This is a genomic window from Mycobacterium kyogaense (assembly GCF_036946525.1).
Lineage (GTDB): Bacteria > Actinomycetota > Actinomycetes > Mycobacteriales > Mycobacteriaceae > Mycobacterium > Mycobacterium kyogaense_A.
This window is the reverse complement of record NZ_JAQIIY010000006.1, coordinates 337,058-352,675: the sequence shown is the minus strand read 5'-3', so window position 1 is coordinate 352,675 and position 15,618 is coordinate 337,058. Positions and strand designations below refer to the sequence as shown.

Genomic DNA, 15,618 nt, shown 5'->3' with positions numbered 1-15,618 from the left:
ATGACGATCTGCCGCAGCGGATTCATCGATCGGGCTGCTGTGTCACTCTGCGTCGGCGTGACCGGACGGTGGGCTGTGGCGGGCGATGCTGGAGGCGATGGCCGTGAGGATGTCAGCGGGGGACTTGCCTGTCGTGATCTCCATCCCCGAGAGCAGCAGGCCGGTCAGGTTGACCAGTCCGGTGATCAAACCGGTGTCGCCGTGCGGTTCGGCCAGGTAGGTGTTGACGCGTTGCTGGTAGAACGCGCAGTCGTCCTCGGTCCACGCGGTCATGACATCGATTGCCCACCGGGTCTTTTTGTCGTCACCCATCACGTCACCACGTCATGGTTCTAGACGATCAGACCCGCCGCGGGACCGGTCGCCGTAGCGAAGCGGCTTTGCACATCGGCCCAGTTGACGACGTTCCAGAACGCCGTGACGTAGTCGGCTTTGACGTTCTTGTACTGCAGGTAGTACGCGTGCTCCCACATGTCGACCTGCAGTAGCGGAATGATGCCCAGGGGCACGTTGGCTTGCTGGTCGTAGAGCTGGAAGGTCAGCAGTCGGCCGCCGAGGGTGTCGTAACCCAGCACCGCCCAGCCGGAACCCTGCAGTCCGTTGGCGGCGGCGGCGAACTGCGCACGGAATGTGTCGAATGAGCCGAACTGGTCGTCGATCGCCGCGGCGAGCTCACCTGTGGGCTTGTCGCCACCGTTGGGAGACAGGTTCTTCCACCAGATGGTGTGGTTGACATGTCCGCCGAGATGGAAAGCGAGATTCTTCTCGTTGAGGAAGATCGCGCCGTGGTCCTCGTTGGCTCGGGCTTCTTCGAGTTTGGCAAGGGCATCGTTGACGCCTTTGACGTAGGTGGCGTGATGCTTGCTGTGGTGAATCTCGTTGATCTGCCCCGAAATATGAGGCTCGAGAGCTCCGTAGTCATAGTTCAGCTCGGGCAGGGTGTACTCGGCCATAGGGGTTTCCTTCACAGTCGATGGATGAACTCGCACAGACCACGGCGGTGCTGCGCGTGAGCGCCTCACGGTGCCTTCATCAACTTATCTGTTCACATGTTCAGATGACAGGGTGGGATCGTGATCGAGCGTCGGCCCGCCAACCGGGACGACCCTCACGAGGAGTTGAAAACCTACTGTGAACAGCTGATCTGTCCATCTCGACAGTTATCGAGAACCCGTCGATCCTTCGCCGACCCCGGGGCCAACCTCACCAGCTGACGACCGATCAGAACTTCAGGTACCCGCCGTCGATCCTCAGCACGTCACCGGTGTGGTACTTGCTCGCCGGGCTGGCCAGATAGACAGCGACACCGGCCACGTCGTCCCCGGCTCCCCACCGACGGACAGGCACACGCGGCAGCACCCGGGACCGGAACCGCTCGTCGGCCAGGCCGGCTGCAGTCATCTCGGTGTCGAACCACCCGGGCGCGATCGCGTTGGCGCGGATACCGTGTCGGGCCAGCTCCACGGCCAGACTGTCGATGAGCGAGATCACCCCACCCTTGGATGCGGCGTAGGCGGGCTGGCGGGGCATGCCCTGGAACGCCCCGAGGCTGGAGACGGCGACGAGGCTGCCGCCCCGCTCGGCAGCGACCATCTGCCGTGCCGCCTCACGCAGCGTGACGAACACTCCGTCGAGGTCGACGGCGGTGATCGACCGGAACTCTGCCAGGGACGTGTCGAGCGTCGGGGTGAACCTGCCGCCCACACCCGCATTCGCGAAACACGAGTCGAGCGAACCCCATTCGTCGCGGACGCGGGCCATCGCGGCGGTGACCGCAGGCTCGTCGGTGACGTCGCAGGGCAACGCGAGAACAGGATTGCCGTGCCCGCGCAACGACTCCGCAGCCGCCTCGAGGCGCTCGACACTGCGACCGATGATGGCCACCGACGCGCCGGCCTGCGCCAGCCCGTCGGCCATCCCCAATCCGATGCCTGATCCGCCGCCGGTGACGACGCTGACATGTCCGGTGAGATCGAAGAGGTCGGTCACGCAGCAACCCTAACCGCTCATATCCGGGTGCCTGCGGGGTCTCCACCGAGGCGCTGGGTCAGCCACACCGGCACGATCGCGACGATCGTCAGCGCGGCGGCGACCACGTTGATCACCGGTGCCTGATTGGGGCGGAACAGATTTCCGAAGATCCAGATGGGCAGTGTCTGCACGGTGGGCCCGGCGGTGAACGTCGTCACAACGATCTCGTCGAAGCTCAGCGCGAACGCCAGGACGGCACCGGCGACCAGGGCTCCTCGCATCATCGGCAGCGTCACGAACCGGAAGGTCTGCCACGACGACGCCCCGAGGTCGGCCGACGCATCCTCGAGGCTGGTGCCCAGCCGGCGCAGGCGCGCCTGGGTGTTGTTGAAGACGACCACGATGCAGAAGGTGGCGTGGCCGACGATCACCGTCGCCATCCCCAGCGTCACTCCCAGCGCCGAGGTGAACGTCGCGTTCAGCGCGATACCGGTGACGATGCCGGGCAGCGTGATCGGAAGCACGACAAGCAGATTGACGGTCTGCCGACCGAAGAACTCGTAGCGCTGCACCGCGAACGCGGCCATCGTGCCCAGGATCAGAGCCAGGGCGGTGGCGACCAGGCCCACGATCACGGAGTTGCCCAGCGATTCCCACATGCCCTCACTGGCAAGCGCCGTCCGCCACCACCTCAGGGTGAAACCCGTCGGTGGGAACGCGAACGTCCTCGATGCGTTGAACGCGTTCACCACCACCAGCGCCAGTGGCGCGTAGATGAAGATCAGCACCAGGACCGTCCAGACCCGGGTGGTGCCGCGCATCCGAGACGACAACATCTACACGTTCTCCAATGCACCGGTGCGCCGCATCGCGAACAGATACAGCAGGATCGCGGTCAACGGGATCAGCGACAGCGCCGCGGCCATCGGCTGATTGTTGGCGGTCACCAGCTGGCCGTAGATCACGTTGCCCAGCAACTGGGTCTTCCCGCCGACGATCGTCACGGCGATGTAGTCGCCCAGCGACAGCGAGAACGTGAAGATCGACCCCGCCGCGATGCCGGGAAACACCATGGGGGCCATCACCAGTCGCAGCGTCGTCGCATCCGAGGCGCCGAGATCGGCACTGGCGTCGACCAGGGAGTCCGGCACGCGTTGAAAGGCCGCGAACACCGGAATCACCATGTACGGCAACCACAGATAGGTCAGCGTGATCACCGTCGCGGCCAACCCGTAGCCCGGTGAATAGCCGATCGCCCAGTGCATCGGCCCCTCGGGGGACAGCAGCATCCGCCACGCGTACGCCTTCACCAGGTAGCTCGCCCACAGGGGTGTGGTGACCGCGACGACGAGAGCGACACGCACCGCGGGGGAGGCCACCTTGGCCATGTACAGCGCGAGCGGCACCGCCAATACCGCGCACACCACGGTCACCGTCAACGCCACCCCGACGGTGCGCAGCGTCGTCGTCCGGAACACCTCCGATGTCGCCACCCGCACCAGGTTGTCGGTGGTGAAGGTGCGCACCACCGCACCGGTGAAGCTGCTCCGGCTCCAAAACGCCGAAACCAGAAGGATCGCAAGCGATCCCAGATAGGCGACGATCAGCCAGGCCAGAGGTGGGATCAGCAGGAAGGCCAGCGTCACCCGCTGCCGCAGCCGCGGGGCCGCGGGCATCAGCCCTTGATCTCCTGCCACTTGTCGACCCACTGGTCGTAGCTGGTGCAGTTGTCGCCGCTGCCGTCCACGCACTTCGTCTGCGGCGTGGTCCAGTAGTGGATCTGCGACGCGTACTGCTCGTCGGTGGCGTGGTAGGTCGCGCAGTGCGTCTTGTCGGTGGTCAGGTCACACGACTTCGTCTGTGCCGGAGCCTCTCCGAAGTATTCGGCGACCTCCGCGTTGGCCTTCGGTGAGATGATGTAGTCCATCCACTTGTACATGCAGTTGGGGTGGGCAGCCTTCGACGACAGCATCCAGGTGTCCGACCAGCCGGTGGCACCCTCCTTCGGCAGCACCGTCGCCACCGGAACCTTGTTGTCGGCCTCGATGGTGTTGGCGATGACCTGCCAGCTGGTGCCGATCACCGTCGTGCCGGATTCGAAACCCTGCACTTCCTTGGTGTAGTCCGACCAGTACTCGCCGATGTTCTCCTTCTGCTGCTTGAGCAAGTCGACTGCGGCATCGAGCTGTTCGCTGGTCAACGAGTACGGGTCCTTGATGCCCAGATCAGGTTTGGTCTTCGACAGATACAGTGCGGCGTCGGCGATGTAGATCGGGGAGTCGTAGGCGGTCACCTTGCCCTTGAACTCCGGTGCGCCGGGGAACACGGCACCCCAGGTGTCCGGGTTGTCCTTGACGACGTCGGAGTTGTACATCAGCAGGTTGGCGCCCCACCCGTGAGGGATGCCGTACATCTGGCCGTCGACCGAGTTCCACGGCTTGTCCTTGAGGAACGGCACCACCGTTGCGTAGTTCGGCACCAGCTCGGTGTTCACCGGGGCGACGTCGCCGCCGTAGATCAGCCGCAGTGTGGCATCGCCCGATGCGGACACCCCGTCGTACTGGCCGGTGCGCATCAACTGCACCATCTCGTCGGAGGTGTTGCCGATCTTGACGTTGACCTTGCACCCCGTCTGCTGCTCGAACGGCGTCACCCAGTTGACCGCAGGATCATTGGAGCCGTTCTCCGCGTATCCGGGCCACGCGATGAGGTTCAGCTGTCCCTCTCCGGCGCCCACCGATCCGGCGGGCTCCATCGACGGCGGACCCTCTGCGGTGCCGCCGGAATCTCCGGAGCTCGAACATCCGGCGAGCAGCACACCACCTACGGCGAGCACGACGCCCAGGCGGTGGAGGGGTTTCAGCATGTCTTCTCCTCGAGTTCGGTCGACAGTTCGGTGAGATCACGTACGGCGGCCTCGGGCCAGGTCAGGACCACGGGACTGCCGTGGGTCAGGGCGGTTGACGCTTCCGCCGAGAGGAGCGTGGCGGTGAGCCGGATGTCGTGACCGGTGACCGTCGCCGCGATGCGCGTGATCGGGCCGGCGTAGACCACTTCGGCGACGTGCGCGTCGACGCGATGCTCGCCTGCGGTCTCGGAGTTCGGGCCCAGCACCGCGATCCGCTCGGGCCGGATCGCGAACGTCCCGCGGCGGCCGAGCACAGCCTGCGCGCTGTCGCCGTCGAGCACGTTCGACGTTCCGACGAAGTCGGCGACGAAGCGGTTCGCGGGATGTTCGTACACGTCGCGAGCCGCGCCGACCTGTTCGATACGCCCCTCGTTGAGAACCACCAACCGGTCGCACAGCGTCAACGCCTCGTCCTGATCGTGGGTGACGATCACGAACGTGATGCCGACCTCGCGCTGGATCGCTTTGAGCTCCACTTGCATCTGCTCGCGCAACTTCAGGTCGAGCGCACCGAGCGGCTCGTCGAGCAGCAGCACGCGTGGACGTCCGACCAGCGCGCGAGCCAGCGCGACCCGCTGCTGCTGACCGCCGGAGAGCTCGGCCGGCTTACGGGCGGCCTGCCCGGAGAGCCTGACCATCTCCAGTGCTTCGCCGGCGCGCCGACGGCGCTCCTGTTTGTCGACGCCGCGGACCCGCAACCCGTACTCGACGTTCTGGCTGATCGTCATGTGCGGGAACAGGGCGTACTGCTGGAACACCGTGTTCGTGTCGCGGCGCGCTGGTGGCAGGTGGGTGACGTCGCGGCCGCCCAGTTTGATCGTGCCGGCGGTCGGGGCCTCGAACCCGGCGATCATGCGCAGCAAGGTGGTCTTCCCCGATCCCGACGGGCCGAGGATCGCGAACAGCTCGCCGTCGGCGACCGTCAGATCGGCACCTTCGACGGCCACGACCGGATGCCGGGCGTCGCCGAACTCCTTGCGAACACCGATCAGCTCGATCTGTGGAACGGCCGCGTTGTCGAGGGGGTCGGCGCCTGGTCTCGACACCGCCGTTCCGGATGGCATGCAGGCATCCTAGGAATTCCGTTGCCGAAGCGCAGTTCAAGCACGAATTTCGTCGCAGAACTCGCTCGACGTCGCGGTCACCGTCGCAATGCAGCGGGGGGCGGCTCGAACACATTGCCCGTCGAGGGCGCGTGGGAGTCGGGGGTGAACATCACCCGCCGGACGAGGGGCCCGACCAGGGCGTCGAACACGAACGGCACCAGGCGGTAGGTGGCGATCGCCGGCCGGTTGAACCAGCCGACCTGGCGTTCGGTCGAGGTGGTTCTCTCTGCCGCACGCACGATGGCGGCGGCGATCGTGCCCGGAGCGTCGGAGGTCGGTGGCACCCGCGGGGTCTGCTGATCCAGGAAGTTGGCCGCCGACGCGTACACCGGGGTGTCCACCGGACCCGGATAGATGCCGTGCACCCGTACCCCCGGAAGGTGACGGTTCTCCTGGCGCAGGGCGCGGACCAGTCCGCAGAGCGCGAACTTGCTTGCCACGTAGGCAGATTGATAGGGCACTGCGGTGACACCCAAAAGTGAGCCGACGAGAACGAGCTGGCCGCGTCCGCGCGGCCGGAAATGTGCCAGGGCGCAGCGGGCGACATTCGCCGCGCCGATCAGATTGGTGGTGATGATCGCGTCGAAGACATCGGCCGGGATGTCCTCGAAGCGGCCGAAAGCCGTGATCGCAGCGCACTGCGCGGCGACGTCGATGCCGCCGAAGGCCTCGACCGCGAGGTCGAACGTGCGCTGGACCTGGTCGGCATCGCCGATGTCGGTGGGCGCCACCACGACATTCGCGGCGCCTGCGTGCCTGCACTGCTCGGCCACATCTTCCAGGTCGCGTTCGGATCGGGCGGCGAGCACCAGCCGGGCACCGCGAGCGCTGTACCGCAGTGCGGTCTCGCGTCCGATACCGCTCGACGCCCCGGTGATCACCACGGTTCGTGCATTCATCCTCGGTCCTTCCGTCGTCTCCGCTCAGCCAGCGCGAGGCCGCCGAGCGCCGTGGCTGCCGCAGCAGCCGGCCATCCTCCGCGTCGCGTCGTCAGAAGCGCGACGCCGACGGTGACGGGCGCGAGTACCGCGACTGGATCTCGGCGCCGCTGCCGGAGCCGCTGAAAAGCGGCTGGTGTGCCCGAAATCAGGTTCGCCGCAACGGCACTGGCGTAGATCCCGCCCGGGCGTCGGCCACGGAACGCGTTCGCGACCGCCATCGCCCACCACAGCGCGAGCGTGGCGTCGTGGGCCTCCGACATCGGCGCCTCGCGCTCCGGCGACCCGTCGTCGTCGCAGGCACCCAGGGCCGGGCTGGTGCCCGTCGCTCCGTCGGCCAGCCCGTCGATGAGCTCCCTGGCCGCGTCGGTCGACGAATGCCGGGGAACCCACCCCAATTCCTCACGAGTTCTGGCGGTGTCCATCACCGGAGAGCGGGTCGCGACGTCATACCAGCCCGGGGTCACGGCCAGCACCCGCAGCCGATGCAGCGCGACGACGGCCGTCCGCATACCCGCCGGGCTGACCCGCAGCGGACGCGCGCCGACCAGACCCGCGAGCGCCGAACCCGAGAGAACGTCGGAGGCCACGTTGAACGAACCAGTCGCGCGCCGGCGCAGCAGCCGAACCACCGCGTCGCCGACGTCGTCGGCGTGCACGAACTGCAGCGCCAATCCGCGAGGCAGTGGCAGCAGGGGCAGTGCTCGCCGCTGCGCCACCGTGAATGCCGCGCGGGGAATCGCGGAACCCACGTACAGCGAGCGGATCTCGAAGGCAGCGTGGCGGGCGACCACCACGGTGGGCCGGAAGCGCGACACAACGGTATCGGGATGGTCGCGTTCGAAATCGTCGAGCAGCGACTCGACGGCGACCTTGTGTCTGCTGTAGACCGACGTGGCCTGACCCGTCGTCGGGTACGTCTCGGGAACCGGCGTCGTGGACTCATTCGGGGCGTAGATGCCCAGGCTCGAGGCGTAGATCAGGTGTGACACGCCGGTCGCCCTCATCGCGTCGAGAACTGCCTGTGTCCCAACGACATTGACGCGATACAGGTAGTCCTCGTCATCGACGGGTTGCACGGCGAGGGCCAGGTGGATCACCGTGTCGGCACCGCGCATGGCATCGGTCAGCCGGGTGGTCGCATCAGCGGCCGACAGATCGACCGGACACCACAGGACGCCGTCGTAGAGCTGCCCCCGGCTCGGCGGGCGCCGGCACACACCGACGAGCTCGGCCTGCGGTTCCTGGCGGCGCAACTCGCGCAACACGCCGGCACCCACATTGCCGGAGGCGCCGGTGATGAGGATGCGTCGCCGCTGCATGCCAGTGGAGATTCACCGGGCGTTGCGACCGAAACAGAAACGGGGGCAGCGAAATTCTTACGCTTCGGACATCGGCAGCTGCGTGGGAGCTGGCGTTTGCGTGTCCTCCGACCGGGTAGGACGCCACGACCCACCCATCGAAGGAGTGACCATGGCTCGCGCAACGCTGTTTCACCAACTACATGACATCGGCCTGGCGGCCTGGTTCGGCGGCACGCTGGCCAACGCCGTCACGCTGAACCCGGCCGCGTCCTCGGCCGGTTCCGCCCACAACGTCGGCGCCGTCGCCAACGAAGGCTGGGACCGTTGGACTCCGGTCAATGCCGCGGCCATCGGCGCCCACCTGATCGGAGCGGCCGGGCTCGTCAAACACGATGCCGGCCGCATGAAGGTGCAGAGCGGTGTGCCGAGCATGGCTGCCGTGAAGACCGGGCTGACGGTCCTGGCGCTGGGGGTGACCGCCTACAGTCGCGCACTCGGGGCCAAGGTCTCCTCCCATGACGCACCGCCTGCCGCGGATGCGACCTCCCCGACGTCGGCGACACCACCTGACGTCGCGTCGGCGCAAAAGCAGCTCAAGGCATTGCAATGGGTGGTCCCCGCCGCCACCGGCGCACTCGTCGCCATCGGCGCGTATGCGAGCGAGCAGTACCGGCCCGAAGAGGTCGCGAAGGGAGCGATGCGCCGCGTACTGTCCTGAACCGTGCCCGGCAGCGGTCCTCCCTCCGCCCGCTGGGTGTTGCTGGCCACGGTGCTGGGGTCCGGCATCGTGATGATCGACGGCACGGTGGTCAACGTCGCGCTGCCGCACATCGGCGCCGACCTCGGCTCCGGCTTCGGCGGACTGCAGTGGGTCGTCAACGCCTACACGCTGTCGCTGGCCTCGCTGATCCTGCTCGGCGGCTCGTTCGGGGACCACTTCGGGCGGCGCCGCGTGTTCCTCGTCGGGGTCACCTGGTTCGCTCTGGCGTCGGTCGCGTGCGGCCTGTCGCCGAGCACCGAATGGCTGATCGTCGCGAGGGCGCTACAGGGAGTGGGAGGCGCGCTGCTGACCCCCGGAAGTCTGGCCTTGATCTCGGCGTCCTTCCAGGGCGCGGACCGCGCGGCCGCGATCGGAGCATGGTCGGGGCTCGGCGGGATCGCTGGGGCGATCGGACCGTTCCTCGGCGGCTTCCTGGTGGAGTGGAGCTGGCGGGCGGTCTTCTGGCTCAACGTTCCCCTGGCCGCTGTGGTGATCGTCGTGACGATTCTCCACGTCCCCGAAAGTCGAGACGATGCAGCGCCACCCGGCCTCGACATCGCCGGCGCGGTCCTTGCAGCGCTGGGCCTCGGCACCCTCACCTACGGACTCACGCGCCTGGGCAACGGAGACGTCGACGTGTCGGCGGCGGCGACGGTCGGGACCGGTGCGTTGGCGCTCACCGCCTTCGTGATCGTGGAGCGGCGCTCGCCCCATCCCCTGATACCGCCACGACTGTTCGGCGACAACATCTTCCGCATCACGAACGTGATCACGCTGTTGATCTACGGCGCCTTGGGTGCGGCGTTCCTGCTGTTGGTACTCCAACTCCAGACGGTCGCGGGGTTCAGTCCAGTGGCGGCAGGCACCGCACTGCTGCCGTTCACCGCAGTGATGCTGGTGTTCTCGGCGCGTGCCGGCGCGCTGGCCGCTCGCATCGGACCACGCATCCCGATGACCGTGGGCCCTCTGCTGTCGGCTGCAGGTCTGCTCTTGATGACACGTATCGGACCCGACGCGACGTGGGTGGGGGATGTGCTGCCGGCCGCGCTGACGTTCGGCGCCGGCATGGTGCTCGTGGTCGCGCCACTGACCACCGCGGTCCTCGACGCGGCGCCGCGCAGCATGGCGGGCGCGGCATCGGGGGTCAACAACGCGGTGGCGCGCGTCGGAGGGCTACTGGCTGTCGCCGTGCTGCCCGGGCTCGCCGGGATCAGCGGAGCCGACTACGCCGACCCCGTGGCGTTCAATGCGGGATTCCATGTCGCAGTGCGTATCTCAGCAGCATTGATGGTTGTCGCAGCGATCGTCGCGGCGGCCGGCATTCGCCGAACCCGGACTCCGATCGACGATGATCGGTTCCGAATCGACGAATGCCGGCACTGCGCGATCAACGGGCCGCCGGTGAATCCCAGCGACGCCCGCGCGACGTGACGTTCTAGCCGGCGGGGACGGAGCCGCAGCCGACACCCGGGATGCACCCTGCAGCACCGCCGGGTCCGGCGACACCGCCGGGACCGCCGGGGATCGCACCGGCCGCACCGCCGGGACCGGCCACACCGCCCGGACCGCCGGGGATCACGCCGGCAGCGCCCGCAGGTCCGGCGGCACCGCTCGGTCCGCCCGGAATCGTGCCTGCAGCACCGCCGGGCCCGGCGACGCCACCGGGACCGCCGGGGATCGCACCGGCCGCACCGCCGGGACCGGCCACACCGTTCGGACCGACGTACCCGGGAGCCGGCGGCGGCACGTACCCGCCCGGCGGGGGCGGCGGAGGCGGTGCGTAACCCATCGGAGGCGGCGGGGGCGGCGGCGCAGCGCAGCCCGTGCCATAGGTGTCGACGCATCCGGCCGGGCCACCGGCAGAAGCGAATGGGGCGAACGCGAGTGCGGCAGCGGCGGCACACGCAGCGATCACAGTTTTCTCCAGCATGCCGACACCTCTACCCGGCCCGCGATTTGTCAAACCCGGAGATCAGACGTTGCGATCAGACGCTGTGCTGCTCGATGTAGCGGTCGGCATCTTTGTCGTCGGTGTCGACGCCGGTGATGGATTCGCGTTCGGCGTAGAACTGCAGCCACTTCATGCCCAGCTCGTGGCGCAGTTCGAGCGTGGCGCTCTTGATGAAGTCCGGCATCGCCTCGCGCTCCTCCTCGTCGAGGTGGGAGCCGTTTTCCTTGCGTGCCGCGTTGACGGCCGCGAACCACTCGTCGCTGCCCGGCTGATGCTCCCGGGACTGGCGCACCGCATCGCGGATGGCGTTGTGGTCGGTGATCGCGTCCTCGGTCTCGTCCTCGGGGTCCCCTTCGGGATTTCCCGGGTCGTCGCGACCTCCGTGGACCAGCAGCGCCGGGTAGAACACCGTTTCCTCGGCGTCGGCGTGCGCATCCAACCGCGTGCCGAGCGCGTCCCAGATCGCCGCCAGTTCCTCAGGCGAGTGCGCGTCGTCGAGCCGGAAGAACTGGCGGCGCAGCCAGTCGTGGTCGGCGTAGATGAGATCGATGATGTCGGCCATGAGCGTAGGAATACCCGGGTTTCCCCACCCGGAACCGGGGTACCACGAAGCCGTGGAACGAGACACCGAGCAGCGGTTCGATGTCGTCGTCGTCGGGGGTGGGAACGCCGGGATCAGTGCTGCGGCGCGCTTGCTGCGCAAGGGATTTCAGCGTGTCGCCGTCGTGGAGCCGCAGACGGTGCACACCTACCGGCCCCTGCTGTCCTATGTCGGGGGCGGGCAGGCTTCGCTGCGCAGTGCCGAGCGCACCCAGCGATCGGTGACACCGTCACGGTGTACCTGGATTCGCGATGCCGCGGTGTCCATCGACCCGGCGGAGTCGACGGTCGAGTGCACCACCGGTCGCCGACTGCGCTACACCGACCTGGTGATCGGCACCGGATTGGTGCCCGACGACGATGAATTACCCGGTGTCGCCGCCGCTCTCGACACCCCGGCGGTGGCCAGCAACTACCTCGACCACGCCGAGAAGACATGGCGGCGCGTCGAGGCGATGCCGGCCGGCGGTCACGCGGTGTTCACCGTCCCCCGCGCCCCCGTCAGCTGCACCGGCACCACGATCAAGCCACTGTTCCTGGCTGCCGCGCACTGGCGCGACACCGGGCGGCTGCCCGGAGTGAGCATCACCCTGGTGATCGATCGACCCCACCTGGTCGGTGTGCCCGGCATCGACGCCAGGCTCTCGAAACGGTTGTCGGACTTCGATGTTCGTGTCCTCTACGACACCCGGGTATGCGAACTGAAGCCGGAGGCGCAGTCCATCACCGTGCACAGCGGTGAACACCTGGCCTACGATTTCCTGCATCTGGTCCCGCCGTTCCGGGGCCCGCGGTGGCTGGAGACATCAGGCCTGACGGGCGATCAACCCCACAGGCTCATCGACATCGACCCGACCACATTGCGGCACCGCAGGTACCCGAACATCTGGTCGGCCGGCGACGGCGCCGCCGTCGACACCGACCCGTCCGGCGGCGCACTACGCCGGCAGATCTCCATCCTGGTGCACAACCTGCGCGCGGCCCGCGAGGGTGGCGCCATGAAGCGCTACGACGGCTACACCGTCGCGCCGATCACCACCGACAGGCGACGCTTGATCGCCGGCGAGTTCGACCGGAGCGGTCGGTTGGCGTCGTCACTGCCGTCGTTCGTCGATTCGACGAAGCCGCGCCGCGCCGCGTGGGCGTTCGACCGCTACCTGCTCCCGCAGACCTACTGGCACGGCATCCTCAAAGGGCGGTTGTGACCGCTCCGGGCTGACGGGTGGGGGTGATGCGGGCCTTGACCCCGTACACCGAAGCGCGGGCGAGCAATTCGCGATAGAAATCCTCGGACACCACGGGCGTGCGGCTGAGGAGGAAGCCCGACAGTCCCGTCGGATTGGTCACGATGGCCCATTGGTAGTCGGGATCGAGATCGACGATCCAGTAGTTGCCTGGCGGGTTGGCATTCGGCTTGCCGAAGAACGTCACCTTCAACTTGCTGTTGGTGTCGTCGACGGGCAGGGCTGTTCCCTGAATGGTCGATTCCGGTCCGTTGTCGACGAAGTAGTTGCCGGAGTTGGCCACGCTGATCGAGCCGTCGGGGTTGCGTCCGTAGACGGCCTTCGTGTTCACCAACCCGATCGAGAAGAACTGTTTGACGCTGCCCACCTCGTACCAGGTGCCCAGGTAGGAGTCGACGTCGACACTGGGCGGGGGTGCCAGCACGATCGCCGAGGTGTCGCCGAGCACGATGTATTGGTCGGGCGCGCCGTAGATGCCGGTGCCGTCGGCCGGCCCCAGGCCTTGGTACAGGTCCTTGATCCAGCCCGATGCCAGTGTGTAGACGGCCGCGGTGTCACCCGGTGCCGAGAACCGGGTGACCAGCTGCGACAGGAGATCGATCACCGGGTTGCCGCCCAGCAGTGAGTCGACGTGGGACCCGCCGGCCAGTGTCACCCCGACGAACTGTCCCGGCCGGGCGGCGACGAGTTCCTTGGTGGTGGCGCCGAAGAGGTTGCCTGCCTGCGGCGGCGCTGCGATCTGATACACGGGGATGTCGCCGAGGCGGGTCAGGGCGTCGGGGACGACGTTCTTGTAGGCGAACCCGTCGAACATCACGACGCCGCGGAGGTCACCGCCGTTGTCGGGGTCGGCCTCGTAGTAGCCGCCCGCCGCGGCGGCCAGACCGCCGCCGGCCGAATGGCCGGTGAGAACGAAGTCCTTCGGCAGATCACCGGTGAAGCCGGCGGCGGCGGCGCTCGTGAGGAGTTCGTTCTCGTCGCCGAGGAACAGGTCGGCCACGGCCTGCTGGGTCTGCGTGCCGTTCAGCCAGCAGCCGCCGCAGCGCAGCGACGGGAACGACGGGATGTTGGGCACCACGACGATGCTGTTGGTCTGCTGCGACAGGTCTTTCGCCAGAGCCGAGTAGAAGAACTTGCGGCCCATGAAGCCGTGCTGCAGGTAGATGACGCCGGTGGCGTCGACGGATCCGTCGGACTGGGTGGGGAAGTACCAGTCGGCCCGGGTCTTGAGGTCCTTCTCGCCGACCGGGATGTCCAGCTTCGCGCGCCCGGTCCGCACACCGGTGACGGTGCCGGCCGCCTCGACCTGCGCGACGACCGGTGGTTCGGACTCGGAGTCGCCGGTGTCGGTGGTGCGCAGCGTGAGCAGGCGCTGCCGCTTCGCGGGCCCGGTGTCGGCGTCCGTGCTGGTGGCGGCGCTGCGGGCCGTCGCGCGATTGCGCGGCTTCGTCGACTCAGGTGCGGTCGCCGCATCGTCGTCGGCTCGGGCCGCCTTCCTCGCGGCGCGCCTCTCGGCCCTGTCGGCCTTTGCATCCCGCGATGGACCGGAGTCCACCGACCGGCTCGACGCGGTGTCACCGGTGCCACCGGTGTCTCCACCGTTGGGGTCGGCGCCGGCTACTCCCTGCCCGGCCCCCAACGCGATGCACGCACCGGCACCCAGCCCGAACAACCAGTAACCCCAGTGTCTCGACGTCACGGCCTCGAACCTAGCCCGGCACCACCGTCGGCGCGGACGGATTTGTCGTCCACGTCAGTGAGACGTCACGTACAAAAGCAGGATGCCGGCGCAACCCGAGGTGAAGATCTGTCCGGTGTGCGGCCGTCCCTTCCACAACCGGAAGAAGTGGGCGTCGCGCGGACAGTGGGACCAGATCGTCTACTGCTCCCGCCGCTGCCGCGGCAACGCGGTCAGAAAACCCGAATCCAGTCGATGAGCATCTGCGCCGGGTACGTCCCGCCGGCCGGCTCGCGGCCGCCCGAGCCGCCGACGGCGATGTTGAACACCGGCGCCAGCGTGTATCCGGGATCGTTGAACGGCCAGTCGTCGATCGAGTTGGCGGGCACCGTGAAGAACGGCTCCATCCCGGGCTGATAATCCTTCCAGAAGTACATGCCCGTCGGCAGCCACGTCATTCGCCAGGTGTGCCAGGCGTTGTCGATCGGATGCCGGTCGGTGGCGAACGAGGTGCCGTCCAGCCGGGCGTGCACCGTGGTTCCCGACGGCCAGTCCCTGTTGCCGTACCACTCGACGAGGTCCACTTCGCCGCCGCGCACCGGATTGTCGTTGAGGAGCCAGAATGCGGGCCACGCGCCGTCGGTGAGGCAGTCGAGTTTGATGCGCGCCTCCCACGTCGTGCCGACGCCGCCGCGCCAGTTCCCGATAATCTTGGCGCTCGCGTACTTCTCCTGGATCGTCGTGCCGGGCCCGCGGGTGGCCCGAATGACGAGGTTTCCGTTGCCGTCCTGGAAGACGTGCTCCTGGTCGGTGACGTAGCGGCCCATGTTGTAGGGCTTGTCCCACTCGACGGGGTTCTTGATCGTCTCGCGCTCGGGGACGATGAACCACCACGCCGGATCGGGCGGTGCGCCCGCGGGACCGTTGAACTCCTCCTGGAACAGGAACACCGGGCCGGGGTCGACCGTGGCGCCCGGGGCGGGCGGCGCTCCGGGGGGAGCGGGAACGGGCGGGACGTCGCCGGGTAAGGGTTGCGCATGGGCGGTCCCGGTGGGCAGCGTGGTGGGCAAGGCGATGGCCGCAGCACCCACACCGAACATGAACATCAGGTGACGGCGATCGAGTTCTGGCACCGAATGACCATAAAGGATGACGGCC

At 67.8% G+C, this 15,618-nt stretch carries 17 protein-coding genes; 4 read left to right on the top strand and 13 right to left on the bottom strand.

The genetic code is table 11. From position 1 onward, the window contains the following. Positions 1-42 precede the first annotated feature (42 nt). The 9 genes from PGN37_RS03815 to PGN37_RS03775 form a co-directional block, all read right to left on the bottom strand. On the bottom strand, positions 43-312 hold the full coding sequence (locus PGN37_RS03815) for a hypothetical protein (RefSeq protein ID WP_335329685.1): 270 nt from the start codon (positions 310-312) through the stop codon (positions 43-45). A 20-nt stretch (positions 313-332) separates the two neighbouring features. Beyond that, positions 333-953, bottom strand: a complete 621-nt coding sequence (locus PGN37_RS03810; RefSeq protein WP_335329684.1) for a superoxide dismutase — start codon at positions 951-953, stop codon at positions 333-335. A gap of 268 nt (positions 954-1,221) precedes the next feature. Then, complete coding sequence (locus PGN37_RS03805) at positions 1,222-1,989, bottom strand: SDR family NAD(P)-dependent oxidoreductase (RefSeq protein ID WP_335329683.1); 768 nt, start codon at positions 1,987-1,989, stop codon at positions 1,222-1,224. Between the two features lie 17 nt (positions 1,990-2,006). Further along, positions 2,007-2,807 (bottom strand): ABC transporter permease, encoded by an 801-nt coding sequence (locus PGN37_RS03800; protein ID WP_335329682.1) that lies wholly within the window; start codon positions 2,805-2,807, stop codon positions 2,007-2,009. Beyond that, a complete protein-coding gene (locus PGN37_RS03795; protein WP_335329681.1) occupies positions 2,808-3,647 on the bottom strand; it encodes an ABC transporter permease in 840 nt (279 codons plus the stop codon). Beyond that, complete coding sequence (locus tag PGN37_RS03790) at positions 3,647-4,837, bottom strand: ABC transporter substrate-binding protein (protein WP_335329680.1); 1,191 nt, start codon at positions 4,835-4,837, stop codon at positions 3,647-3,649. Before PGN37_RS03790 ends, PGN37_RS03795 begins: the two co-directional genes overlap by 1 nt. Continuing rightward, positions 4,831-5,943, bottom strand: coding sequence for an ABC transporter ATP-binding protein (locus PGN37_RS03785; RefSeq protein ID WP_335329679.1), 1,113 nt, complete (start codon positions 5,941-5,943; stop codon positions 4,831-4,833). Before PGN37_RS03785 ends, PGN37_RS03790 begins: the two co-directional genes overlap by 7 nt. A gap of 77 nt (positions 5,944-6,020) precedes the next feature. Beyond that, positions 6,021-6,884, bottom strand: coding sequence for an SDR family NAD(P)-dependent oxidoreductase (locus PGN37_RS03780; RefSeq protein WP_335329678.1), 864 nt, complete (start codon positions 6,882-6,884; stop codon positions 6,021-6,023). Then, complete coding sequence (locus PGN37_RS03775; RefSeq protein WP_335329677.1) at positions 6,881-8,245, bottom strand: NAD-dependent epimerase/dehydratase family protein; 1,365 nt, start codon at positions 8,243-8,245, stop codon at positions 6,881-6,883. The genes PGN37_RS03780 and PGN37_RS03775 overlap by 4 nt, the downstream gene beginning before the upstream one ends. A gap of 151 nt (positions 8,246-8,396) precedes the next feature. Here PGN37_RS03775 and PGN37_RS03770 point away from each other — a divergent pair, with 151 nt between their 5' ends. Together PGN37_RS03770 and PGN37_RS03765 are read left to right on the top strand one after the other, a co-directional pair. Next, complete coding sequence (locus PGN37_RS03770; RefSeq protein ID WP_335329676.1) at positions 8,397-8,945, top strand: hypothetical protein; 549 nt, start codon at positions 8,397-8,399, stop codon at positions 8,943-8,945. A 3-nt stretch (positions 8,946-8,948) separates the two neighbouring features. Continuing rightward, complete coding sequence (locus tag PGN37_RS03765; protein WP_335329675.1) at positions 8,949-10,418, top strand: MFS transporter; 1,470 nt, start codon at positions 8,949-8,951, stop codon at positions 10,416-10,418. Between the two features lie 4 nt (positions 10,419-10,422). Here the strand turns inward: PGN37_RS03765 and PGN37_RS03760 are convergent, their stop codons facing one another. Next, a complete protein-coding gene (locus PGN37_RS03760; RefSeq protein WP_335329674.1) occupies positions 10,423-10,917 on the bottom strand; it encodes a hypothetical protein in 495 nt (164 codons plus the stop codon). A 55-nt stretch (positions 10,918-10,972) separates the two neighbouring features. Beyond that, positions 10,973-11,500, bottom strand: coding sequence for a hemerythrin domain-containing protein (locus tag PGN37_RS03755; RefSeq protein WP_335329673.1), 528 nt, complete (start codon positions 11,498-11,500; stop codon positions 10,973-10,975). A 52-nt stretch (positions 11,501-11,552) separates the two neighbouring features. Here PGN37_RS03755 and PGN37_RS03750 point away from each other — a divergent pair, with 52 nt between their 5' ends. Continuing rightward, a complete protein-coding gene (locus PGN37_RS03750) occupies positions 11,553-12,743 on the top strand; it encodes an NAD(P)/FAD-dependent oxidoreductase (RefSeq protein ID WP_335329672.1) in 1,191 nt (396 codons plus the stop codon). Here PGN37_RS03750 and PGN37_RS03745 read toward each other — a convergent pair. Continuing rightward, positions 12,727-14,481 carry a lipocalin family protein gene (locus PGN37_RS03745; protein ID WP_335329671.1) on the bottom strand — a complete coding sequence of 585 codons (1,755 nt, stop codon included), beginning with the start codon at positions 14,479-14,481 and terminating at the stop codon, positions 12,727-12,729. The genes PGN37_RS03750 and PGN37_RS03745 overlap by 17 nt on opposite strands. A gap of 82 nt (positions 14,482-14,563) precedes the next feature. Here PGN37_RS03745 and PGN37_RS03740 point away from each other — a divergent pair, with 82 nt between their 5' ends. After that, complete coding sequence (locus PGN37_RS03740) at positions 14,564-14,719, top strand: DUF2256 domain-containing protein (RefSeq protein ID WP_335329670.1); 156 nt, start codon at positions 14,564-14,566, stop codon at positions 14,717-14,719. Here PGN37_RS03740 and PGN37_RS03735 read toward each other — a convergent pair. Then, on the bottom strand, positions 14,694-15,566 hold the full coding sequence (locus PGN37_RS03735; RefSeq protein ID WP_335329779.1) for a glycoside hydrolase family 16 protein: 873 nt from the start codon (positions 15,564-15,566) through the stop codon (positions 14,694-14,696). The genes PGN37_RS03740 and PGN37_RS03735 overlap by 26 nt on opposite strands. Positions 15,567-15,618: the final 52 nt, after the last annotated feature.